The 21803-nt window shown below is 73.9% G+C and carries 26 protein-coding genes; 6 read left to right on the top strand and 20 right to left on the bottom strand.

The window, feature by feature from the left end:
* Window positions 1–181 precede the first annotated feature (181 nt).
* From trpM to hisI, 7 genes are all read right to left on the bottom strand, one after another.
* Complete coding sequence (trpM, locus tag KUM39_RS21870; protein ID WP_217787443.1) at window positions 182–364, bottom strand: tryptophan biosynthesis modulator TrpM; 183 nt, start codon at window positions 362–364, stop codon at window positions 182–184.
* A gap of 23 nt (window positions 365–387) precedes the next feature.
* Window positions 388–1197 carry an indole-3-glycerol phosphate synthase TrpC gene (gene trpC, locus KUM39_RS21865; RefSeq protein ID WP_217787442.1) on the bottom strand — a complete coding sequence of 270 codons (810 nt, stop codon included), beginning with the start codon at window positions 1195–1197 and terminating at the stop codon, window positions 388–390.
* A gap of 193 nt (window positions 1198–1390) precedes the next feature.
* Complete coding sequence (locus KUM39_RS21860) at window positions 1391–1906, bottom strand: DUF2752 domain-containing protein (protein WP_217787441.1); 516 nt, start codon at window positions 1904–1906, stop codon at window positions 1391–1393.
* Between the two features lie 186 nt (window positions 1907–2092).
* Window positions 2093–2350 (bottom strand): HGxxPAAW family protein, encoded by a 258-nt coding sequence (locus KUM39_RS21855; protein WP_217787440.1) that lies wholly within the window; start codon window positions 2348–2350, stop codon window positions 2093–2095.
* A 184-nt stretch (window positions 2351–2534) separates the two neighbouring features.
* Window positions 2535–3173 carry a TIGR02234 family membrane protein gene (locus tag KUM39_RS21850; RefSeq protein WP_217787439.1) on the bottom strand — a complete coding sequence of 213 codons (639 nt, stop codon included), beginning with the start codon at window positions 3171–3173 and terminating at the stop codon, window positions 2535–2537.
* Window positions 3173–4696 carry an anthranilate synthase component I gene (locus KUM39_RS21845; protein ID WP_217787438.1) on the bottom strand — a complete coding sequence of 508 codons (1524 nt, stop codon included), beginning with the start codon at window positions 4694–4696 and terminating at the stop codon, window positions 3173–3175. The genes KUM39_RS21850 and KUM39_RS21845 overlap by 1 nt, the downstream gene beginning before the upstream one ends.
* 11 nt (window positions 4697–4707) lie before the next feature.
* Window positions 4708–5100, bottom strand: a complete 393-nt coding sequence (gene hisI / locus KUM39_RS21840) for a phosphoribosyl-AMP cyclohydrolase (protein ID WP_217787437.1) — start codon at window positions 5098–5100, stop codon at window positions 4708–4710.
* A 215-nt stretch (window positions 5101–5315) separates the two neighbouring features.
* Here hisI and KUM39_RS21835 point away from each other — a divergent pair, with 215 nt between their 5' ends.
* Window positions 5316–5951: a TIGR03085 family metal-binding protein gene (locus KUM39_RS21835; protein ID WP_217787436.1), complete on the top strand. Its 636-nt coding sequence runs from the start codon at window positions 5316–5318 to the stop codon at window positions 5949–5951.
* Window positions 5952–5964: 13 nt separating this feature from the next.
* Window positions 5965–6363, top strand: a complete 399-nt coding sequence (locus KUM39_RS21830) for a VOC family protein (protein ID WP_217787435.1) — start codon at window positions 5965–5967, stop codon at window positions 6361–6363.
* A gap of 85 nt (window positions 6364–6448) precedes the next feature.
* Here the strand turns inward: KUM39_RS21830 and KUM39_RS21825 are convergent, their stop codons facing one another.
* From KUM39_RS21825 to hisD, 10 genes are all read right to left on the bottom strand, one after another.
* Window positions 6449–7681 carry an MFS transporter gene (locus KUM39_RS21825; RefSeq protein ID WP_217787469.1) on the bottom strand — a complete coding sequence of 411 codons (1233 nt, stop codon included), beginning with the start codon at window positions 7679–7681 and terminating at the stop codon, window positions 6449–6451.
* A gap of 71 nt (window positions 7682–7752) precedes the next feature.
* Complete coding sequence (locus KUM39_RS21820) at window positions 7753–8355, bottom strand: ArsR/SmtB family transcription factor (RefSeq protein ID WP_217787434.1); 603 nt, start codon at window positions 8353–8355, stop codon at window positions 7753–7755.
* A gap of 85 nt (window positions 8356–8440) precedes the next feature.
* Window positions 8441–9196 (bottom strand): imidazole glycerol phosphate synthase subunit HisF, encoded by a 756-nt coding sequence (hisF, locus tag KUM39_RS21815; protein WP_217787433.1) that lies wholly within the window; start codon window positions 9194–9196, stop codon window positions 8441–8443.
* A complete protein-coding gene (locus KUM39_RS21810; RefSeq protein WP_217787432.1) occupies window positions 9193–9588 on the bottom strand; it encodes a RidA family protein in 396 nt (131 codons plus the stop codon). Before KUM39_RS21810 ends, hisF begins: the two co-directional genes overlap by 4 nt.
* On the bottom strand, window positions 9585–10310 hold the full coding sequence (gene priA, locus KUM39_RS21805; RefSeq protein ID WP_217787431.1) for a bifunctional 1-(5-phosphoribosyl)-5-((5-phosphoribosylamino)methylideneamino)imidazole-4-carboxamide isomerase/phosphoribosylanthranilate isomerase PriA: 726 nt from the start codon (window positions 10308–10310) through the stop codon (window positions 9585–9587). Before priA ends, KUM39_RS21810 begins: the two co-directional genes overlap by 4 nt.
* A gap of 3 nt (window positions 10311–10313) precedes the next feature.
* The gene (hisH, locus tag KUM39_RS21800) at window positions 10314–10952 is read right to left on the bottom strand and encodes an imidazole glycerol phosphate synthase subunit HisH (protein ID WP_217787430.1); all 639 of its coding nucleotides are present in this window, start codon (window positions 10950–10952) and stop codon (window positions 10314–10316) included.
* A complete protein-coding gene (locus tag KUM39_RS21795; protein WP_217787429.1) occupies window positions 10949–11113 on the bottom strand; it encodes a CG2302 family histidine operon protein in 165 nt (54 codons plus the stop codon). The genes hisH and KUM39_RS21795 overlap by 4 nt, the downstream gene beginning before the upstream one ends.
* A gap of 2 nt (window positions 11114–11115) precedes the next feature.
* On the bottom strand, window positions 11116–11709 hold the full coding sequence (gene hisB, locus KUM39_RS21790) for an imidazoleglycerol-phosphate dehydratase HisB (RefSeq protein WP_217787428.1): 594 nt from the start codon (window positions 11707–11709) through the stop codon (window positions 11116–11118).
* Window positions 11706–12893 carry a histidinol-phosphate transaminase gene (locus tag KUM39_RS21785; protein ID WP_308288199.1) on the bottom strand — a complete coding sequence of 396 codons (1188 nt, stop codon included), beginning with the start codon at window positions 12891–12893 and terminating at the stop codon, window positions 11706–11708. Before KUM39_RS21785 ends, hisB begins: the two co-directional genes overlap by 4 nt.
* Window positions 12890–14215, bottom strand: a complete 1326-nt coding sequence (gene hisD / locus KUM39_RS21780) for a histidinol dehydrogenase (protein ID WP_217787427.1) — start codon at window positions 14213–14215, stop codon at window positions 12890–12892. Before hisD ends, KUM39_RS21785 begins: the two co-directional genes overlap by 4 nt.
* A gap of 326 nt (window positions 14216–14541) precedes the next feature.
* Here hisD and KUM39_RS21775 point away from each other — a divergent pair, with 326 nt between their 5' ends.
* The 4 genes from KUM39_RS21775 (at window position 14542) to ybaK (ending at window position 18709) form a co-directional block, all read left to right on the top strand.
* Window positions 14542–16119, top strand: a complete 1578-nt coding sequence (locus KUM39_RS21775) for an oxidoreductase (protein ID WP_217787426.1) — start codon at window positions 14542–14544, stop codon at window positions 16117–16119.
* Window positions 16120–16406: 287 nt separating this feature from the next.
* Window positions 16407–17447 carry a hypothetical protein gene (locus tag KUM39_RS21770; RefSeq protein WP_372455797.1) on the top strand — a complete coding sequence of 347 codons (1041 nt, stop codon included), beginning with the start codon at window positions 16407–16409 and terminating at the stop codon, window positions 17445–17447.
* 11 nt (window positions 17448–17458) lie between these two features.
* The gene (locus KUM39_RS21765; protein WP_217787424.1) at window positions 17459–18199 is read left to right on the top strand and encodes an LON peptidase substrate-binding domain-containing protein; all 741 of its coding nucleotides are present in this window, start codon (window positions 17459–17461) and stop codon (window positions 18197–18199) included.
* 6 nt (window positions 18200–18205) lie between these two features.
* A complete protein-coding gene (ybaK, locus tag KUM39_RS21760; protein ID WP_217787423.1) occupies window positions 18206–18709 on the top strand; it encodes a Cys-tRNA(Pro) deacylase in 504 nt (167 codons plus the stop codon).
* Between the two features lie 91 nt (window positions 18710–18800).
* Here ybaK and KUM39_RS21755 read toward each other — a convergent pair whose 3' ends face one another.
* The 3 genes from KUM39_RS21755 to KUM39_RS21745 all read right to left on the bottom strand — a co-directional run bounded on the left by KUM39_RS21755 (window position 18801) and on the right by KUM39_RS21745 (window position 21454).
* Window positions 18801–19433 carry an AAA family ATPase gene (locus KUM39_RS21755; protein ID WP_217787422.1) on the bottom strand — a complete coding sequence of 211 codons (633 nt, stop codon included), beginning with the start codon at window positions 19431–19433 and terminating at the stop codon, window positions 18801–18803.
* Window positions 19434–19467: 34 nt separating this feature from the next.
* A complete protein-coding gene (locus KUM39_RS21750; protein WP_217787421.1) occupies window positions 19468–20289 on the bottom strand; it encodes an ABC transporter permease in 822 nt (273 codons plus the stop codon).
* Window positions 20290–20446: 157 nt separating this feature from the next.
* Window positions 20447–21454, bottom strand: a complete 1008-nt coding sequence (locus KUM39_RS21745) for an ABC transporter ATP-binding protein (protein ID WP_217787467.1) — start codon at window positions 21452–21454, stop codon at window positions 20447–20449.
* Window positions 21455–21803: the final 349 nt, after the last annotated feature.

Genomic DNA, 21803 nt, shown 5'->3' with positions numbered 1-21803 from the left:
GGAGGCTCTGTTGGTCATCGGGTGCGGGCCGGACGCGGCCGGTCGTCCGCGGCCCCCTTGGGGGAACCGGGGACGGCGGAGTCTCCCGCGCGGGTTCGCCGGCGCCGGTCGCGCGGTTCGCCGCGCCCCCGGGGGAGATCCCGGTGGGCGGAGCGGTGCCGCGCGGGTCCGGCACTCGATGTCAGAGCTTGGTGCGCCCCTGTTCGGGGCGGTGCCATCGCATGCCGTTCACCTGGCCGGGTTCGTCGCCGATGACGTAGCGGACGCGGCGGCCGTGGATGCGGCGGGCCGGGGCGCGGCAGCCTCGGGGGCGGCAGCCGCGCGCGAGGCGGGCGTACCGGTCCACTGTCGTCGAGAGGGTCATGGCGGTCGGCTTCCGGCGGGCGGTCAGCCCCGGCCGTGGCGCAGCGCGGGGTGCTCCCCGGCGGCGACCAGATCGGAGACGGCGGCCTTCGGGTCGCGGCCGGTGACGAGGGACTCGCCCACCAGGACGGCGTCTGCACCGGCGTTGGCGTAGGCGATCAGGTCGTGCGGGCCGCGTACGCCGGACTCCGCGATCTTGACCAGGTCGTCGGGGATCTCGGGGGCGACCCGTTCGAAGGTGCCCCGGTCCACCTCCAGCGTCTTCAGGTTGCGCGCGTTGACGCCGATGACGCGGGCGCCCGCGTCCACCGCGCGCTCGACCTCGTCCTCGTCGTGCACCTCGACCAGCGGGGTCAGCCCGATGGACACGGCCCGCTCGATCAGCGACTCCAGCGCGGGCTGCTCCAGCGCGGCGACGATCAGCAGCGCGAGGTCGGCGCCGTACGCGCGGGCCTCCCACAGCTGGTACGACGTGACGATGAAGTCCTTGCGCAGCACCGGGATGTCCACCCGGGCGCGGACGGCCTCCAGGTCGGCCAGCGAGCCGCCGAAGCGGCGCTGCTCGGTGAGGACGGAGATGACGGCGGCGCCGCCCGCCTCGTAGTCGGCGGCGAGTCCGGCCGGGTCCGCGATCGCGGCCAGCGCGCCCTTGGACGGGCTGGAGCGCTTGACCTCGCAGATCACCTTGACGCCGTCGCCCTTGAGGGCGGCGACCCCGTCCTTGGCGGCGGGGGCCTTGGCGGCGCGCTCCTTCAGCTCGTCGAGGCTGACGCGTGCCTGCCGCTCCGCGAGGTCGGCACGGACTCCGTCGATGATCTCGTCGAGCACACTCACGCGAGCGGCCCCCTTCCGGGCGGTCGTTCCTTAGGGCCCCGAAAACGCGCGCTTCGAAAACCCTTGGTCACTGCGATGGTATCCGCAGCCGCCGCCCGGCTCCGCATCCGCCGGGCGCCGGTCCCACAACCTGGACAAAGCACGCACGGCCGGGGCGTGCTCCCGGCACGGTCCGGACACGGTCGGGGCGCGGTCAGGGGTGCAGCCAGCCTCCGTCCGGCAGGTTCCGTACGACCGTGAAGACCAGCAGCAGCCCGCCGAGCACGTACATCTGCCGGGGTCCGAGCACCAGCCGGAACGGCAGTCCGCGCGCCGCCCGGACCATCCATACGGTCCACAGCACGGCGAAGGCCAGGTAGGCGACGACCCCGGCGGCGTTGTCCCGCAGGGCGGCGAGGAAGTCGCCGTGGATGAACGCGTGGGCGCTGCGCAGGCCGCCGCAGCCGGGGCAGTACAGCCCGGTGAACCGGTACAGCGGGCAGACCGGGTAGTGGCCGGGCTGTCCGGGGTCCACGGCGCCGACGTACGCGAAGGCCCCCGCGACGGCGGCCAGCAGCCCGGCCGGGACGGCGAGGCGGCTCCACAGTCCGCCCGGCGCCCGCACCGGCGCCGGGTGGAAACCACCGTGGGCCGGGTCGAAGGCACCGGCACCGGGGGCCGGGTGGCTGCTGGGCGCGGGCGGGCCGCTGTCGGCGTTCACGCCAGGCATTCTGCCCGCCCCACCCGCGCGGCGCGCTGCCGGGGACACATAGGGGTGGGCGCATGCGGGCCGGGGTGTGGCGCACAGGGGCCGGGCTGGGGGCCCAGGGGCCGAGCGCCCGCGCGGCCCCCGCACACACAGAAGCGGCCCTGCTCCCTCCGGGGAGTGGGCCGCCCGTGGGGGTGCCGGGAGGGATCAGCCCTCGGCGGGCACCGGCTCGCGCTGGGCGACCGGGACCGGCTGCGGCACGGCGTGCGCCGTCTTCGGCATGCCGAGACCCATCGCGCGCATGATCATGCCGACCACACCGCCGAGGACCACGACGACCATGCCCGCCCAGAAGCCGATGGGTTCGGCCATCACCATGAAGGCGCCCGCGATGCAGAAACCGATGAAGGCGATGGTGACGCCGGTCCAGGCGGCCGGGGTGTGACCGTGGCTGCTGCCCGCCATGACTTGCTCCTCGTTGCTTGTACGTCGTTGTGTACGTGTCCTGGCACGGGTCGTACGGCTCGTACGCCGCCGGGCCCGGTCGCCGTCCGAACCGGACGCTCGTCCCCCATTGTCCCGTACGCCCACCGGCACCGGACGAGGGGGTCGCGTCTGGTTCACCACATCGGGGCGGGGTCCGGGCGGGTCAGGCGCCGGTGGGGTCCTCGCCCCGGTCCAGGGCCTTCCAGATCTCCTCGGGGCGCTCCGGGTCCACCGGGCGGGCCGTGCGGCGCGGGCGGGGGGTGCCGTCGCGCTCGTAGCGGCCGGACATGGCGGGCCAGCGGGGGCCGTAGCGCAGGGCGAGGAGTCCGGCGAGCAGGATGAGGAGGCCGCCCGCGGCGGCGACGTACGGCCAGCCGGTGTGGGTGAGGGCGGCGACGGCGGCCGAGGTGTCGCCGGTGGCCTGCGCGGCCTTCTCGTCCAGCGCGGAGCCGTCCCGCGCCCCGCCGAGCGCGGCAGCGACGATGCCCGCGCCGGAGAGCGCGAGCAGGGCGGCGACCGCGAAGCGGCCGACGCGGCGGACGGCGAACACCGCGACCAGCGCGGCGAGGCCCACGACGGCCAGCGCCGCCGGGACGCCGGTGACGTCGCTGCCCCGCGCGGTCAGCGGGAAGCTGCCACCGGCCACCGACGCGGTGCCCGCGGACCAGCGCTGCCGGGTGGCGAGCAGGGTCACGGCCGCGCCGAGCGCGCCGCCGAGCAGCGCGAGCGCGAGACTCCGGCGGCCGGACCGGACGGGAACGGCTTCGGAACGGGGGTGAGGTACGGCAGTCACGTACTCCACTATCGCCCCGACCCCGCCGGGTCCGTCACGCGGGGTTCCGTACCGGCGGTCGTGAGGCGGTTGGCGGTGTGCACGGCGCGCAGCACCGCCGCCGCCTTGTTGCGGCACTCCTGGTCCTCGGCGTCCGGGTCGGAGTCGGCGACGATCCCGGCCCCGGCCTGCACGTACGCGGTGCCGTCGCGGAGCAGCGCGGTGCGGATGGCGATGGCGGTGTCGGAGTCCCCGGCGAAGTCGAGATAGCCGACGCAGCCGCCGTACAGGCCGCGCCGGGACGGCTCCAGTTCGTCGATGATCCGCATCGCGCGGGGCTTGGGCGCGCCGGACAGGGTGCCCGCCGGGAAGCAGGCGGTGAGCACGTCGAAGGCGGTACGGCCGGGCGCGACGGTGCCGGTGACGGTGGAGACGATGTGCATCACGTGGGAGTACCGCTCGACGGACATGAAGTCCACGACCTCCACCGAGCCCGGCTCGCAGACCCGGCCGAGGTCGTTGCGCCCCAGATCGACGAGCATCAGGTGCTCGGCGCGTTCCTTGGGGTCGGCGAGGAGTTCCTCGGCGAGCGCCTGGTCCTCGCGCGGGGTGGCGCCCCGGTGCCGGGTCCCGGCGATGGGGTGGACCATCGCGCGGCCCTCCTCGACCTTCACCAGCGCCTCGGGCGAGGAACCGACCACGTCGAAGCCGTCGAACCGGAAGAGGTACATGTACGGCGAGGGGTTGGTGGTGCGCAGCACCCGGTAGACGTCGAGGGCGCTCGCGGTGCACGGGGTCTCGAACCGCTGCGAGGGCACCACCTGGAACGCCTCTCCGGCCCGGATGCGTTCCTTGACGTCCTCGACGGCCGCCTTGAAGTCGGGGCCGCCCCACAGCGCGGTGTACGCGGGCAGTTCGGAGGGCGGGAGGACGGCCGGGGGCTGGGCGACGGGGCGGGAGAGGTCGGCCTCCATCGCGTCGAGCCGGGCGATCGCGTCGGCGTACGCCTCGTCCATGCCGGTGTCGAGGTCGTTGTGGTTGATCGCGTTGGCGATCAGCAGGACCGAGCCCTCCCAGTGGTCCATGACGGCGAGGTCGCTGGTGAGCAGCATGGTCAGCTCGGGCAGCTTCAGGTCGTCGCGTTCGCCGGGGCCGATCTTCTCCAGGCGGCGCACGATGTCGTAGCCGAGGTAGCCGACCATGCCGCCGGTGAAGGGGGGCAGGTCCTCGGCGTGCGGGGTGTGCAGGGTCTGGAGGGTGGCGCGCAGCGCGGCGAGCGGGTCGCCGTCCACGGGGACACCGACCGGCGGGGTGCCGAGCCAGTGGGCCTCTCCGTCGCGGGCGGTGAGGGTGGCGGCCGAGCGGACGCCCACGAAGGAGTAGCGGGACCAGGAGCGGCCGTTCTCGGCGGACTCCAGCAGGAAGGTGCCGGTGCGCTCGGCGGCGAGCTTGCGGTAGAGCGCGACCGGGGTGTCCCCGTCGGCGAGGAGCTTGCGCGTGACCGGGACGACGCGCCGGTCGGCGGCGAGCTTGCGGAAGGTGTCGAGGTCCATGTCGGCCGACCCTACTGATCCGCGGCCGGGGCGCCGGAACCGGCGTCCGTCAGCAGCACGTCGGCGTCGAAACAGGTGCGGTCCCCGGTGTGGCAGGCGGCGCCGGTCTGGTCCACCCGGACCAGCACGGTGTCGCCGTCGCAGTCCAGCGCGACGGACTTCACGTGCTGGACGTGGCCGGAGGTGTCGCCCTTCACCCAGTACTCCCGGCGGCTGCGCGACCAGTAGGTGCAGCGTCCGGTGGTGAGGGTGCGGTGCAGCGCCTCGTCGTCCATCCAGCCCAGCATCAGCACCTCACCGGTGTCGTACTGCTGGGCGACGGCGGGTACGAGGCCGTCGGCACCGCGCTTGAGGCGGGCGGCGATCCCGGGATCGAGGCTGCTGGGCGGGGGCGTGCTGGTCATGGGAGCCATTGTGCCGCGCACCGGCGACGGCGTCGGCACGTTGTCCACAGGCCGGACCCGACAATCGGACCGGACGGGCACACCGGCCCAGGGGATCACGGGCGTACGGGCACGGCGGCGTGCGGGCACACGGGCAGCGGGCACACGGGCACACGAGCGGCACGGCGGCGGCACACGGCGGGCCGGGGCCGGGGGTCAGGCCCTAGGCTGGCGGTATGTCAACCTTCGCCCAGCGTGAACGGCTCCTGCTCGCCGACCTCCTGGAGACCGCGGGCCCCGAGGCCCCGACCCTCTGCGCGGGGTGGAACACCCGCGATCTCGCGGCGCACGTGGTGGTCCGCGAACGCCGCCCGGACGCCGCCGGGGGCGCCATGATCAAGCCGCTCGCCGCGCGTCTGGAACGCGTGACGGCGGAGTACGCCGACAAGCCGTACACCGAGCTGCTCCAGCTGATCAGGACCGGCCCGCCCCGCTTCTCACCCTTCCAGCTCAAGCAGGTGGACGAGGCCGCGAACACCGTGGAGTTCTACGTCCACGCCGAGGACGTGCGCCGGGCCCAGCCGGACTGGACACGGCGTGAGCTGGACCCGGTGTTCCAGGAGGCCCTGTGGTCCCGCCTGGAGCGTTCGGCCCGGCTGCTGGGCCGGGGCGTACCGACGGGGCTGGTGCTGCGCCGCCCGGACGGGCAGACGGTGGTCGCGCACAAGGGCGCGCCGGTGGTGACGGTGACCGGTGAGCCCTCGGAGCTGCTGATGTTCGCCTTCGGCCGACAGGACGCGGCCACGGTGGACGTGGACGGCGACGAGCCCGCGATCACCTCCCTGCGCGACACCAAGAAGCTCGGCTTCTGAGCGCGGGGCCGCGATGATCAAGGTGGCGATGACCAGTGTGTTCGTGGACGACATAGAGCGCGCCCACACCTTCTACACCGAAGTCCTGGGGTTCGAGACCAGGGTCCGGATGGACGTGGGCGGCCCCCACCCGTTCGTCACGGTCGGCGCCCCCGAGGGCGCCCAGGCGGATCTCCAGCTCCTCCTGGAACCCGGCGACGGCCCCATCGCCGAGCCCTACCGCACCTCCCTCTACGACGCCGGTCTCCCCTGCATCGTCTTCTCCGTGGACGACCTGCACGCCGAACACACCCGCCTCACCACCCTCGGCGTCCACTTCACCCACCCACCCCAGCCCCAGGGCCCCGTCCTCGCCGCCGTCCTGGACGACACGGTGGGCAACCTGATCCAGCTGATCCAGCCGAAGCGGTGACCGGGCGCGCCGGTGCCCTTCCCGGCCCGCCCGGCCGTTCGGACCACCGGGGCCCGCACGGCTCGTAGCATTCGACGTGCCGTGCTCAGCCGGGCAGTTCGGCCCGGCGCAGCCCCGGCGCCACCAGAACCACCACCCCGCCGAGGGCGCAGACAGCGGCACTGACGGCGAAGACCGGCCCGAGACCCCAGGCGTCGGCGGCGCCCGCCGTGAACGGCATGCTCAGCGGCGCGAGTCCGAGGCTGACGAGACTGGAGACGGCGGTGACCCGTCCCAGATAGGCGGGGGCGGTCTGGGTCTGAAGGAGCGCCCCGCAGAGGGCGCCGCTGAGTCCGGCGAGCAGCCCGACGGCCAAGGCCACCGCGACGGCCGCGGCGAGACCGGGTACGAGCGCCAGTGCGGCGATGGCGACCGATCCGCCGATGACCGTGGCACCGGTCACCAGTCCGGCGCGCGGCACCCGTCCCCGTACGGCGAGCAGCAGCGAGGCGAGCCCGGCTCCGGCGCCGAACCCGGCGAGGACCCAGCCCATGCCCTCGGCGCCCCAGCCCCGCCGGTCGGCGAGCAGGGCGAGGCCGACGTTGAGCGGGCCGACGAAGCCCAGGTCGCCGAGTGCGACGGCGAGCATCAGCGGGCCCAGCACCCGGTGCCGCCGGATGTGCCGCAGCCCGGCGCGCAGGTCCTGCCAGGGCGTGGCAGCCCTCTCGGCGGCGGTGTCCTCGCCGGACAGCGCGCGCATCCGAAGTGAGACGAGCAGGGGGGCGGACACGGCGATGAGCAGCCCGGCGACGGTGAACGCGGCGGAGGCACCACCGGCCGCCACGGCGAAGCCGCCGAGCGGTGCGCCGACCACACCGGCGCAGCGGTTGGCCACCCCGCGCATCCCGTGCACCCGGCCGAGCTGGGTCCGGCCGGTGATCCGGGCCGGGAGCGCCCCCACAGCGGGCAGGAACACCGCGTCCACGGTGCCGAAGACCAGGGCGAGCAGCGCGAGCGTCCACAGCCGGGGGCCGGTCAGGAACAGCACCGCGGCGACGGCGAGCACGACAGCGCAGCGCACGGCGTCGCTGCCGATGACGACCCGGCGCGGCCCCAAGCGGTCCGCGACCACTCCCCCGCCCAGCATCAGCACCGCGCGGGGCAGCGCGCCGACGGTCATGACGATTCCGGCCTGGGCGGGCGTCCCGGCCCGTACGGCGGCCCAGGACAGGGCGATGTAGTAGACGTTGTCACCGAGTACGGACGAGGTGTAGGCACCGAGCCAGCGCAGGACGTTCGGGTCCCGGTGGGCGGGGCGTTCGGGTGCGGCGTCGAGCAGAGCGACCCGGCCGTCCCGGCTGTTCTGACCGTTCTGGCCGCCTCCGCTGTCCCGGCTGTCCGTCGGGGCGGTCACGCGGACCCCTCGCCGACCCGGAAGGGAAAGCTGTAGGTGAACACGGCGACGTGCTCCCGCCCGGCGGAGTCGTCCGCGGCCTCGGCGGCGCGGCCCCGTTCGGCGTACGACCGGATCAGAGTCTCCATGTCCCGCTGGAGCGCGCGGAGTTCGTCGGAGGTGAGCCGTATCCAGGACTCGGTGTCGCCGGCCGCGGCGGTCCACTCGGGACCCCATGCGGGGCGTTCGTCGAGGAAGCGCCGGTAGCGGTCGGCGCGCTGGTCGTGGAACAGGCGGCTCGCGGCGAGGTGGGCGGCGGCCCCGGTGGGGTCACCCCTGAAGTCGGAGTCGTGGATGTGCAGGCCCTCCGAAGCGGTCCGCCACCAGCGCTCCCGCCCGTCCCCGGTCTGCGGCTCGGCCTCCGTGATCAGCCCGTGCTCGGCGAGTTTGCGCAGGTGGTAGCTGACCAGGGAGACGGCTTCGTCCACGTGGTCGGCGAGCTGGGAGGCGGTTGCCGTCCGCTCGACGTGCAGCAGCCGGTACAGGTCGGCCCGCAGGGGGTGGGCGAGGGCCTTGAGGGTGCGGACGTCGGTGATCCGGCGGTCCTTCTCGTCGGTCATGCGTCCACGCTAGAAAGGAAAGGAAAGTTGCACAAGATTCCTTGCGCAACTTTCCTTTCCCAACTGCCTTTCCGGCATGGTGCGTTCACCGCACCGGATGCCCCGCCTCCCGGAGGGTGTTCTTCACGTCGGTGATGCGGAGGTCGCCGAAGTGGAAGACGGAGGCGGCGAGGACGGCGTCGGCGCCGGCGGCGACGGCCGGGGGGAAGTGGGCGGGAGTGCCGGCACCGCCGGAGGCGATGACGGGGACGGAGACGTGCTTGCGGACGGCGGAGATCATCTCCAGGTCGTAGCCGTCCTTGGTGCCGTCGGCGTCCATCGAGTTGAGCAGGATCTCACCGGCGCCCAGTTCGGCGGCGCGGTGGGCCCACTCGACGGCGTCGATGCCGGTGCCCCGGCGTCCGCCGTGCGTGGTGACCTCGAAGGAGCCGGACGGGGTGCGCCGGGCGTCCACGGAGAGGACCAGCACCTGGCGGCCGAAGCGTTCCGCGATCTCGCGGACGAGGTCGGGGCGGGCGATGGCGGCGGTGTTGACGCCCACCTTGTCGGCGCCCGCCCGCAGCAGCCTGTCCACGTCCTCGGCGGTGCGGACGCCGCCGCCCACGGTGAGCGGGATGAAGACCTGTTCGGCGGTGCGCCGCACCACGTCGTAGGTGGTCTCCCGGTCGCCGGAGGAGGCGGTGATGTCCAGGAAGGTCAGCTCGTCGGCGCCCTCCGCGTCGTACACCTTGGCCATCTCGACGGGGTCGCCCGCGTCGCGCAGGTTCTGGAAGTTGACGCCCTTGACGACCCGCCCGGCGTCCACGTCCAGGCAGGGGATGACCCGTACCGCGAGTGTCATGCGGACGACCTCCGGTACGCCTCCACCTCGACCTCGACGACCAGGCTCGGGTCCACGAACCCGGAGACGATGATCAGCGAGGAGGCGGGACGGATCGTGTCGAAGAGATCCTTGTGTGCCCGGCCCACATCCTCCACGTCCCGCGCATGGGTGAGGTACATACGGGTGCGGACCACATCGTCCAGCGCGAGTCCCAGTTCCTCCAGGGCGGACAGCGCCACCTTGAAGGCGTTGACCGTCTGCTCGTAGGGGCCGCCCGCGACGATCGCGCCGTCCGAGACGGACGTGGTGCCGGAGACCAGCACCAGACCGTTGGGCAGCTCGACCGCGCGGGAGTAGCCGAACCGCTCCTCCCAGGGCGCGCCGGACGTCACTCGTCGCAGTTCGGTCACCGGGACACCGCCTCCAGAGCCTCTTCAAGGGTGAATGCCTTCGCATAGAGGGCCTTGCCCACGATCGAGCCCTCGACACCCAGCGGGACCAGTTCCGCGACGGCGCGCAGGTCGTCCAGCGAGGAGACACCGCCGGAGGCCACCACAGGCCGGTCGGTCGCCGCGCAGACCGTGCGCAGCAGCTCCAGGTTGGGGCCCTGGAGGGTGCCGTCCTTGGCGATGTCGGTGACGACGTACCGCGCGCAGCCCTCCTTGTTCAGCCGCTCCAGCGTCTCGTAGAGGTCTCCGCCGTCCCGTGTCCAGCCGCGCCCGCGCAGCGTGGTGCCGCGCACGTCCAGCCCGACGGCGATCCTGTCGCCGTGCTCGGCCACCACCCGCGCGACCCACTCCGGGGACTCCAGCGCGGCCGTGCCGAGGTTGACGCGGGTGCAGCCGGTGGCGAGGGCGGCGGCGAGGGTGGCATCGTCCCGGATGCCGCCGGACAGCTCGACCTTGATGTCCATCGCCCCGGCGACCCGCGCGATCAGCTCACGGTTGTCCCCGGTGCCGAACGCGGCGTCCAGATCGACCAGGTGCAGCCACTCGGCACCGGCGCGCTGCCAGGCGAGGGCGGCCTCCAGCGGGGAGCCGTAGGACGTCTCGGTCCCGGACTCGCCGTGCACGAGGCGGACGGCCTGGCCGTCCCGGACATCGACGGCGGGGAGGAGTTCGAGCTTCGACATGGTCTACAGGGTTCCGATCCAGTTGGTGAGCAGCTGGGCTCCGGCGTCGCCGGACTTCTCGGGGTGGAACTGGGTGGCCCACAGCGCGCCGTTCTCCACGGCGGCCACGAACCGCTCGCCGTGCGTGGACCAGGTGACCCGCGGCGCCCGCATCACGGGGTTGTGCGTCTCCAGCGTCCAGTCGTGGACGGCGTAGGAGTGCACGAAGTAGTACCGGGCGTCGGCGTCGAGCCCGGCGAACAGCTCCGAGTCCGCCGGAGCCTCCACGGTGTTCCAGCCCATGTGCGGCACCACCTCGGCGCGCAGCGGGCCGACGGTGCCGGGCCACTCGTCCAGGCCCTCGGCCTCCACCCCGTGCTCGATGCCCCGGCTGAACAGGACCTGCATACCGACGCAGATGCCCATCACCGGACGTCCGCCGGACAGCCTGCGGTCGATCACCCAGTCACCGCGCGCCGCGCGCAGCCCGTCCATGCAGGCGGCGAACGCGCCGACACCCGGCACCAGCAGCCCGTCGGCGTTCATCGCGCGGTCGAAGTCGGACGTGATCTCCACGTCCGCGCCCACCCGCGCGAGGGCGCGCTCGGCGGAGCGGACGTTCCCGAAGCCGTAGTCGAGGACGACGACCTTCCTGGCGGTCAATTCCACACCTGCAGCCGCATCACACCGGCCACCAGGCACAGCCCCGCCCCGAGGGAGAGCAGCACGATCAGGCTGGCCGGCATCTTCTGCTTCACGAAGGAGACGATGCCGCCGACCAGGAAGAGGCCGACGACGATCAAAAGGGTCGAGAGACCGGTCATGCTTACAGCGCGCCCTTCGTCGAGGGGAGGATGCCGGCCGCGCGCGGATCGCGCTCGGAGGCGTAGCGCAGCGCGCGGGCGAGCGCCTTGAACTGGCATTCCACGATGTGGTGGGCGTTGCGCCCGTACGGCACGTGGACGTGCAGCGCGATCTGTGCCTGGGCGACGAAGGACTCCAGGATGTGCCGGGTCATCGTGGTGTCGTACTCGCCGATCATCGGCGCCATGTTCTCCGGCTCGGTGTGCACCAGGTAGGGGCGGCCGGAGAGGTCCACGGTGACCTGGGCGAGGGACTCGTCCAGCGGGACGGTGCAGTTGCCGAACCGGTAGATGCCCACCTTGTCGCCGAGCGCCTGCTTGAAGGCGGCGCCGAGCGCGAGGGCGGTGTCCTCGATGGTGTGGTGGGTGTCGATGTGCAGGTCGCCGTCGGTCTTGACGGTCAGGTCGAACAGACCGTGGCGGCCGAGCTGGTCGAGCATGTGGTCGTAGAACCCGACGCCGGTGGCGATGTCGGTGCGGCCGGTGCCGTCGAGGTCGATCTCGACGAGGACCGAGGTCTCCTTGGTGGTGCGCTCCACGCGCCCTGCGCGGCTCATGCTGACAGCTCCTTCTTCACTTCACGGACCGCGTCGAGGAACGCGTCGTTCTCTTCGGGGGTCCCGGCGGTGACCCTGAGCCACCCCGGTACGCCGTTGTCGCGGACCAGGACGCCCCGGTCCAGGATGCGGCGCCAGGCGTCGTGGGCGTCCTCGAAGCGCCCGAACTGCACGAAGTTCGCGTCGGAGGCGGTGACCTCGTACCCGGTGGCGCGCAGTTCCGCGACCAGCCGGTCGCGTTCGGCCTTGAGCTGCTCGACGTAGCCGAGCAGGGTGCCGGTGTGCTCCAGGGCGGCCAGCGCGGTCGCCTGGGTGACGGCGGACAGGTGGTACGGCAGTCGTACGAGCTGTACGGCGTCCACCACGGCGGGGTGCGCGGCGAGGTAGCCGAGGCGGAGCCCGGCGGCGCCGAACGCCTTGGACATGGTCCGGGAGACCACCAGATGGGGGCGGCCGTCGAGCAGCGGCAGCAGGGAGTCGCCGTGGCTGAACTCGACGTACGCCTCGTCCAGGACGACCATCGACGGCTTCGCCGCCTGCGCCGCGTCGTACAGCGCGCGGACGGTGCTCGCGGGGAGGGCGTTGCCGGTGGGGTTGTTGGGGGTGGTGAGGAAGACGACGTCGGGCCGGTGCTCGGCGATGGCGCGCCGGGCGGCGGCGAGGTCGATGGTGAAGTCCGGCTCGCGCGGCCCGGAGATCCAGTCCGTGCCGGTGCCGCGCGCGATGAGCGCGTGCATGGAGTACGACGGCTCGAAGCCGATGGCGCTGCGGCCGGGGCCGCCGAAGGTCTGGAGGAGCTGCTGGATGACCTCGTTGGAGCCGTTGGCCGCCCAGACGTTCTCCGGCGCGACCGGGTGGCCGCCGGTGCGGGTGAGGTACTTCGCCAGCTCGGTGCGGAGGGCGACGGCGTCCCGGTCGGGGTAGCGGTTGAGGCCGCGCGCGGCCTCCCGGACGCGCTCCGCGATCCGCTCGACCAGCGCCTCGGGCAGCGGGTAGGGGTTCTCGTTGGTGTTCAGCCGGACCGGCACGTCCAACTGGGGCGCGCCGTACGGGGACTTGCCGCGCAGCTCGGCGCGGACGGGGAGGGTGTCCCGGACGGCAGGGGTGTCCTTGGCACGTGCCGGGCCGGACGCCTCGGGAAGGTCCGGGGTGCCGGTCGTGGACTCGGGGGTGTCGCCGCTCACTTGCTCTCGGGTACCTTCCAGCCGAACCTCGCCCTGACCGCCGCGCCGTGCGCGGGCAGGTCCTCCGCCTCCGCAAGCGTGACCACGTGGTGCGCCACCCCGGCCAGCGCGTCGCGGTCGTAGTCCACGATGTGGATGCCGCGCAGGAAGGACTGCACCGACAGGCCCGAGGAGTGGCAGGCGCAGCCGCCGGTGGGCAGTACGTGGTTGGAACCGGCCGCGTAGTCGCCGAGCGAGACGGGCGCCCAGGGGCCGACGAAGACGGCGCCCGCGTTCTTCACCCGGTCCGCGATCTCGGCGGCCCGCTCGGTCTGGATCTCCAGGTGTTCGGCGCCGTAGGCGTCCACCACCCGCAGGCCCTCCTCGACGCCGTCCACCAGGACGATCGCGGACTGGCGTCCGGCGAGGGCGGGCCGGACGCGGTCCTCGATGTGCTTGGTGGCGGCGACCTGGGGCGCGAGTTCCTTCTCGACGGCGTCCGCGAGGTCCACGGAGTCGGTGACCAGGACGGCGGCGGCGAGCGGGTCGTGCTCGGCCTGGCTGATCAGGTCGGCGGCGACGTGCGCCGGGTCGGCGGTGTCGTCGGCGAGGATGGCGATCTCGGTGGGACCGGCCTCGGTGTCGATGCCGATCCGCCCGGTGAAGTACCGCTTGGCGGCGGCGACCCAGATGTTGCCGGGGCCGGTGACCATGTTGGCCGGGGGGCAGGACTCGGTGCCGTAGGCGAACATCGCCACGGCGGTGGCGCCACCGGCGGCGTACACCTCGTCCACGCCCAGCAGGGCGCAGGCGGCGAGGATCGTCGGGTGCGGCAGGCCACCGAAGTCGGCCTGCGGGGGCGAGGCGAGCGCGATCGAGGCGACCCCGGCCTCCTGCGCCGGGACCACGTTCATGATCACGGAGGACGGGTAGACCGACCGGCCGCCCGGTGCGTACAGCCCGACCCGCTCGACCGGCACCCACTTCTCGGTGACGGTGCCGCCGGGGACGACCTGTGTGGTGTGACCGGCGCGGCGCTGGGCGCGGTGGACCAGGCGGGCGCGGCGGATCGACTCCTCCAGCGCGGCGCGCACGGCGGGGTCGAGCGCGTCGAGCGCCTCGGTGAGCGCCCGCGCGGGCACACGGACGTTTTCCAGCCGTACTCCGTCGAACCTCTCGGCGAAGTCGATCAGTGCCGCGTCGCCCCGATGATGCACGGCTTCACAGATCGGGCGCACCTTCTCCAGGGCGGCCGCGACGTCGAAGTCGGCTCGGGGCAGCAGGTCGCGCAGGGCGGGGCCTTCGGGGAGGGCGTCGCCGCGCAGATCGATTCGGGAGATCACGGTTCCAATTCTCTCAGACGGCCGTCGCGGACGGTCCGCACGTATCAGTGTCTGATACGGGACGCGGGTCAACGCGTGGGACAAGGGGTGGTACACAACCTGGCCGGAACTCGGAAGATCCGCTTCACCTTGTGTGTACGGAGCGTCACTTGCCGGGCATGAACGGCAGGACGGGCGTCAGGGGCGCACACGCTGCCGGATGGGCGCCCGTATCGCTGAAGAAGCCTAGTTCAGCACGGGTCGAACGGGGAGCGCGCGGGCCCGGCGGAACAGCGGGCGCGGCAGCGGGGACCGAACGGGGAAGAACGGGGACGGAGGACGAAGTGGTGACCGAGGGTGACAGTGTCCGGGACGGAGATCTGCCGGACGACCTGAGCGCGGCCGAGGCGGGCATGTGGCAGGCGTTCCGCAACGGCAGCGTGTACGACCTCGGCAGCGGGGACGCGGCGGCGGACGACCCGCACGGGGGTGAGCCCTGGGGCGAGGAGCGCAGCGTCCGGGCGCGGATCGTGTGCTGGCTGCTGCTGGACGGCCCGCCCGCTCTGGCGGGCCGGGTCGCGGCGCTGAAGCTGAGCGGGGTGCGGATCACCGGCCGGATGGACCTGGCGGGCGGCACGGTCGCGCCGTACGTGGAGCTGGACCGCTGCCGGTTCGACGAGCAGGTGCTGCTGCCGGAGGCGCGGTTCGGCACCCTGCGCCTGGTGGACTGCTCGATACCCCGGCTGGAGGCGGCACGGGTGCACACCGAGGGCGATCTACATCTGCCGCGCTGCCGGTTCCGCGCCGGGGTCCGGCTGACCGACGCGCACATAGGCACCGATCTGCTGCTGAGCCAGGCGGTGGCGCACCGGGACCGCAGCGGGCGTTCGGTCGCGGGGGACGGGATGACCGTCGGGCAGGACCTCCAGGCCGAGTTGCTGGAGTCGCACGGCGAACTCAGCCTGCGCGGCGCCCAGGTGGGCGGCTCGCTCTCGCTGCGCGGGGCCCGCCTGGTCAATCCGTACGGCCGACTCGCCCTGAACGCACCACAGTTGACCGTCAACCGCACGCTGTACCTGACCCCGGCCGGGGTCGGCGGCGCACCCCCGACCGGGGTGACCCCGGCGCGCGGGACCCGCATCCGGGGCTTCGAGTGCGTGGGCGGAGTCCGCCTGGACGACGGGCGGTTCGGGGACTCGGTGGACCTGGATCGGGCCCGCTTCGACCTCTCCGACGACCAGGAACTGTCCCTGCGCCGCATCCAGACACCCGAACTCCGTTTCCTGGGCGAGCGGCTGGAGCGGGGCCGGGTGGTGCTCTCCGGTGGGCGGGTCGCCAACCTCGTGGACCGCGCGGGCAGTTGGCCGGGCCCGGGTCGGCTCCAGATGGGCGGCTTCGGCTACGACAGTCTGGTGCCGCGCGGCCCGTTCCCGCTGGTGCGGCGCCTGGACTGGGTCGCGGCGGCCACCGCCGAGTACCACCCGGAGCCGTACGAGCGCCTCGCGGCGGTGCTGCGGACCGCGGGTGAGGACGAGGACGCCCGCGAGGTACTGCTCGCCAAGCAGCGCCGCCGCCGCGAGACCCTGCCTCCGGCCGGGAAGCTGTGGGGGTACGTGCAGGACTGGACGGTGGCCTACGGCTACCGGCCGGGCCGGGCCGCGGTGTGGATGGCGGTCCTCTGGGCGGCGGGCACCCTGGCCTTCACCCACGCCGACCACCCCCCGATCGGCCCCGACCGCCACGGCACCTGGAACCCGGCCCTCTTCACCCTGGACCTGCTCCTCCCGGTCGTGGACCTCGGACAGGTCGGCCAGTGGCAGTTACGGGGCGGCTGGCAGTGGCTGGCGGCGGCGATGATCGTACTGGGGTGGACGCTGGCGACGACGGTGGCGACGGGGGCGACGCGGCTGCTGCGGCGGGAGTAGCGGGAACGGGGGGCCGGAGGGACGGGTGAGCGGGCAGGGACAACCGGGCGGCGGCGCGACAGCCGGACGGGCGGACAACTGAGCAGGCGACCCACTGGGCGGCCGGGCAGCGGCGCCACAGCGGGCGACCCGGCAAGCCGTCGGAGACGACCCTCACCGTTCCGGCACCCCGCGCCCCCACGCGCTTCATCCTTTACCCGCCCTTGGAAGATGTTCGTACAACTTTCCACAACTTCGTGAGGCCCTCTGGCGCGGGAGCGACCTGCGGACTTTCAATGGGCGGCGATATGGCTCTGCTGCCGGCGTTCATCCGCGCCCCCCGTGCTCCGCGCCCCGCCTCCCGTCCCGCCGCCGACCCCGCGGCCGGGTTCGAGGCGGTCCTCGACGCGCCGGACGACCGTCTCTCCCCCGCGCTGGTCGCGGCGGGCGGCGGCGGGTTCGGCCCGGCGGCGGCACTGCTGGAGGCGACCCGCCGGACGGACTCGTGGGACGACCGCGACCGGTACGTACGGCGGCTGGCGGCGTTCGCCCGGTCGCGCCCGGAGTGGTTCGAGGCGTGGCGGGCCGCCGAACCGGCCGGTCCCGGCGCCCGTGTGGTCGAGGCGCAGCTCGCGGTGGACCGCGCCTGGGCCTCCCCGGCCCGCGCCGAACTGCTGCGCGAGGTGAGCCCGCAGATCACGGCCGCCGCCCGCGCCGACGGCCTCGATCCGGTGCCGTGGCGGATCGCGCTGGACCACGCGCGTGGCTCGCGCGCCGGGCACCGGTACTTCGAGGAGCTGTGGGAGGCGGCCGTCCGCCGCGCCCCGCACCACTACGGCTGCCACGAGGCCGCGCTGCGCTATCTGGCCGCGCTCTGGCACGGCTCGCACGCCGAGTGCTTCGACTTCGCCGACCGGGCCGCGCAGGACGCCCCGCCCGACTCCCTCGTCCAGGCGCTGCCCGCGCGGGCCGCCCTCGGCTATCTCACCGACGGCTGCGGCCCCGACGTACCCGCCGGCCGGCTGCATCTGGCGGCGGACCGGGCGCTGGCGCTGTCGGCGCTCGTCCCGGCGGAGGCGGCGGGCCCGGCGGAGATCCGCAACGCGCTGGTGTTCCTGCTGATCCGCCTGGGCCGCCGGGAGGAGGCGGTGAACCAGCTGGCCCTGATCGGCCCGTACGCCACCTCCGCGCCCTGGGACCGCTGCTCCGACGATCCCCTCGGGCACTTCCTGCGGGTGCGCGACGCGCTGCTCGCCGGGGCCTCCCCGGCGGCCCTCGCGGCCCTCACCGCGACGCCCCCGCGACCGCGAAGCGGGCACCGCGACCGGGTCGGCGCCGCAGACCGTTAGGCTGGGGCGCCGTGACCACCGTCCGCCTGCCCCTCTTCCCGCTGAACTCGGCGCTGTTCCCCGGCCTCGTGCTGCCGCTGAACATCTTCGAGGAGCGTTATCGCGCCATGATGCGCGACCTGCTGAAGACCCCCGAGGACGAACCGCGCCGGTTCGCCGTCGTGGCGATCCGCGACGGCCACGAGGTGGCACCGAGCGCGCCCGGCATGCCCGACCCCACGGCCGCCCCCGACACGGGCCCGGCGGCGGGCTTCGGCCCCGATCCCGCCGCGTCCTTCCACGGCGTGGCCTGCGTCGCGGACGCGGCGACGATCCGTGAACGCGAGGACGGCACGTTCGAGGTGCTGGCCACGGGTACGACACGGGTCAGGCTGCTCTCCGTGGACGCCTCGGGGCCCTTCCTCACCGCCGAGCTGGAGGAACTCCCGGAGGACCCCGGCGAGGAGGCGGGCGCGCTGGCCGAGGGCGTGCTGCGGGCGTTCCAGCAGTACCAGAAGCGGCTGGCGGGCGCCCGCGAGCGCACCCTGTCCACGGGGGCGGAACTCCCCGACGACCCCTCGGTGGTGTCGTACCTGGTCGCCGCCGCGATGGTGCTGGACACCCCGACCAAGCAGCGCCTGCTCCAGGCCCCGGACACCGCGTCCCGCCTCCGCGACGAGCTGAGGCTCCTCCGCTCCGAGACGGCCATCATCCGCAACCTCCCCTCGCTCCCCGCCTTCGAGCTGACCCGCACCCCGACCAGCCGGAACTGACGCCGTATGCCGAAGAAGCCGAAGAAACAGCAGCAGTCCGGCGGCACCCCCGCCACGGTCGCCCTGACGGCCGCGGGCGTGGACTTCACCGTCCACTCCTACGACCACGACCCCGCCCACCCCTCCTACGGCGAGGAGGCCGCCGAGGCGATGGGCGTCTCCCCCGACCGCGTCTTCAAGACCCTCGTCGCCGACGTGGACGGCACTCTCACCGTCGCCGTCGTCCCCGTCTCCGGCTCCCTCGACCTCAAGTCCCTCGCGGCGGCGGTCGGCGGCAAACGCGCCACGATGGCCGACCCGGCGCTGGCGGAACGCACCACGGGTTACGTCCTCGGCGGCATCTCGCCGCTGGGACAGCGGAAGCGGCTGCGCACGGTGCTGGACGAGTCCGCCCTCGCGTTCCCCACCATCTGCGTCTCCGCCGGGCGGCGGGGTCTGGAGGTGGAGCTGGCTCCGGGGGAGTTGGCGGGGCTCACGGGGGCGGTGGTGGCGGGCGTGGGCAAGGCGTAGGCCCCCACCGGGCGCGGTTCCCGCCCGTGGTCGCGGCGGGCGGGCGGGTGGAGGAACGGGGTTCCGGGGGAGGGAGCCCCCGGAGTCGCGGTCAGCCGACCAGTTCCTCGGGATCGCGCGTCCCGAACAGCGCGGTGAGCCCGAGATGGACCAGCAGCGCGGCGAAGGGCCACGCCAGCAACGCCCCCTTGGCGCCCAGCTTCAGCGGCGCCGGGAAGGTGACCCCCCTGCCGACGGCCTTGGCATGGGCGATGACGTCCCCGGTGGGCCCGAGCCACACCCCGAGCCGCCACGCCAGTACGGCCCCGAGCACGCCCCCCACCCCGAGCGCGACGACGAGCGGAACCCCGCCCCCCTTCCGCGCGAGGAAGACCAGCACCGCGCTCAGCGCCCCGAACCCGAGCGAGAGCAGCGTGAACGTTCCGTCCACCCCGACCGCCTGCTCGCCCTCGCTGTCCTTGAGGTAGACCGCCCAGGTCCCTTCCGACAGCTCGCCCACCAGCGGGACGTGCGGAGCGAGCCACCACCACAGCAGCCCCAGCAGCACCCCGGCCACCGTCACGGCCACCGTGACGACAGCGGCCTCACGGATCTCGGTCCTCATTCCGGGGCCGTCCTTGTCGTACGCGCCGTACGCCCCCGCGTCCGGCGCCCCGGCGGGCGGCGCCTGCCAGGCGTGATGCGTGGAGTTCTCGTGCGGCGGCGGAGTCAGCGGTGCGGTCACCCTGCCATCGTGCCAGGTCGGTCCGTGCGCCGCGTCACCGGACGGCGGCCCGGCGGTACGCACGGGTCGCCACGGCCAGCGAGAGCACTCCGACCCCGGCACACACCCCGAGGTCACCGAGGACGGCGGCCCAGTCCGGATGGGCGGCGAACGTACGGGCGTACGCCTCGACGCCGTAGGTGGAGGGCAGCAGGTCACGGGCCAGCCGGATCACCCCCGGCATCCGGTCCGGCGGCAGCACCCCCAGCAGCAGCGCGGCGGACATCCCGAGCTGCCCGAGCAGCGTGGCCAGCTCGGGACGCGGCGCGAGCAGCCCGCACGCGGCCCCGACCCCGGCGAGCGCGGCCCCGGCCAGCGGTACGACGGCCAGCAGCACCCAGAGATTGGTCAGCGGCAGCCCGAACAGCACCGACCCGAAGACGGCGGTGACGAGGGTGCCCGGCACGGTGAAGGAGGCGTACGCGGCGGCGGCCCCGAGCACCACGGCGGCGGGCGGCACCGGCAGGGTGGCGTAGTGGTCGAGCCCACCGCTGGCCCGGAGCTGCCCGAAGTACTGGGAGAGCAGGTTGAGCGCGACGTAGGCGACGACCAGCACGGACGATCCGGCGACGACGCACTGCGCCTTGCTGCCGCTGTCCACGACCCCGCGCATCATCACGGCGATGCCGACGGACTGGAAGGTCGCCACGAACAGCAGCGGGATGCGGGAGACACGGGCGCGGGACAGCTGCGCGCGGTACACGGCGGCCAGCGACGGCCACAGCCGCGCGGCCGGTGCCAGCTCGGCCGCCCCCCGGACCGCGTCCGGCACGGTCCGCGTACTGCCGGTCAGAACCTCGGCGGGTACGACACTCACGTCGAGCTGCTCCTCCTCACGACCGTCCCGTACGGCTCACCGGCGACGGGCACTCCCCGGAACGACGGAACCGGAACTCCGGGGACTCCGGGGACTCCGGGGACTCCGGGGACTCCGGAACGTCCAAGGGACGATACGCGCCCCGAGCGCGCCCCGCTCACGCCTTCACCAGCCCCTGCCGGGCGGCACCGCCGAGCGCGAGGTAGACGTCCTCCAGGCTCGGCGTGGCGAGGGTGAAGTCGTCCAGCGCGGCGAACGCGGCCCCGCCGGTGACGGTGGCGACGGCGGCCCGCGCCTCCTCGGGGGCGAGCCGCAGCGTCCACCGCCGCCCGGCCTCGACGGCGCGTTCACGCAGGACAGCGACCTCGGGGACGTGCAGCGGGGCGTGCTCGCGCCACACCAGCTCGACCCGGACCTCACCGGAGACCCGTTCCTTGAGTCCGGCGGGCGTGTCGCAGGCGATGACCCGGCCCCGGTCGAGGACGGCGACCCGGTCGAGGACGGTCTCGGCCTCGATGACGTTGTGGGTGACGAGCAGCACCGTGGTCCCGCGCTCGGCGCGCCGCCGGTCCACGGCCGCCCACACCGCGCGCCGGGCGACCGGGTCCATCCCGGTGGTCGGCTCGTCCAGCACCAGCAGCGGACGCTCACCGACCAGCGCGGCGGCGAGACACGCCAGCCGCCGCTGTCCCCCGGACAGCTTCTTCAGCGCACGCCCGGCGAGCGGGGTGAGCCCGAGTTCGTCCAGCACGGCGTCCCGCTCCGCGCGGGCCCGCCGTACGTCCAGACCGCGCAGCCGCCCGGTGGTCTCGGCGGCCAGCGACACGGTCAGCTCGTCCAGCGCGGAGGATTCCTGCCCGAGGTACGCCAGCAGCCGCGCGGCCCGCTCCGGGTGCCGCACGATGTCGTGGCCCAGGATCTCCACACTGCCGGTGTCCGGCCGCAGCAGCCCCGTGAGCTGCCGTACGAGGGTGGACTTCCCGGCGCCGTTGGGCCCGAGCAGCCCGAAGATCTCCCCGCGCCGCACGTCCAGCTCGACCCCGTCGGTGGCCCGTACCGCGTCCGCACCGGGCGCTCCCCGCCGACCCCGCACCGCCGCATACGTCTTCCCGAGCCCACGCACACGCACGACCTCGTCGTCCCTGAGGAGCCCTCCGGCGCGCATACTCACAAAGCACGAGACTAAGGGGTCCACCCCCTTTACTCGCCTTTGGGTCCTCCCCCGGAGCGCCGCTCGGGGTCCTCACGGGAGCCGACGCCCCCGACCGGCCCCGCCGCATCCCCCTCGGACACCGTACGAACCCGCAGCCACCCGTCGTCCCCGAACATCTCGACCAGCTGAGCCAAGTGAGCCCGAGCGGCGCTGCGCCGCCCTTCCCCGCTCACCGCCCGCCCCCGACCTCGGCCCGGATGACCTTCCCCCACCGCCGCACCCCGCTCCCCCACCCCACGGAGAGCCCCGCCCCAAGCAACAGCCCCCGCCCGCCGCCCGCCCCCCCCCCCGGCCCGCACCG

This window comes from Streptomyces corallincola (assembly GCF_019104725.1).
GTDB classification, from domain to species: domain Bacteria; phylum Actinomycetota; class Actinomycetes; order Streptomycetales; family Streptomycetaceae; genus Streptomyces; species Streptomyces corallincola.
The sequence above is the reverse complement of the archived record's forward strand: the minus strand, read 5'-3'. Positions and strand labels throughout refer to the sequence as shown.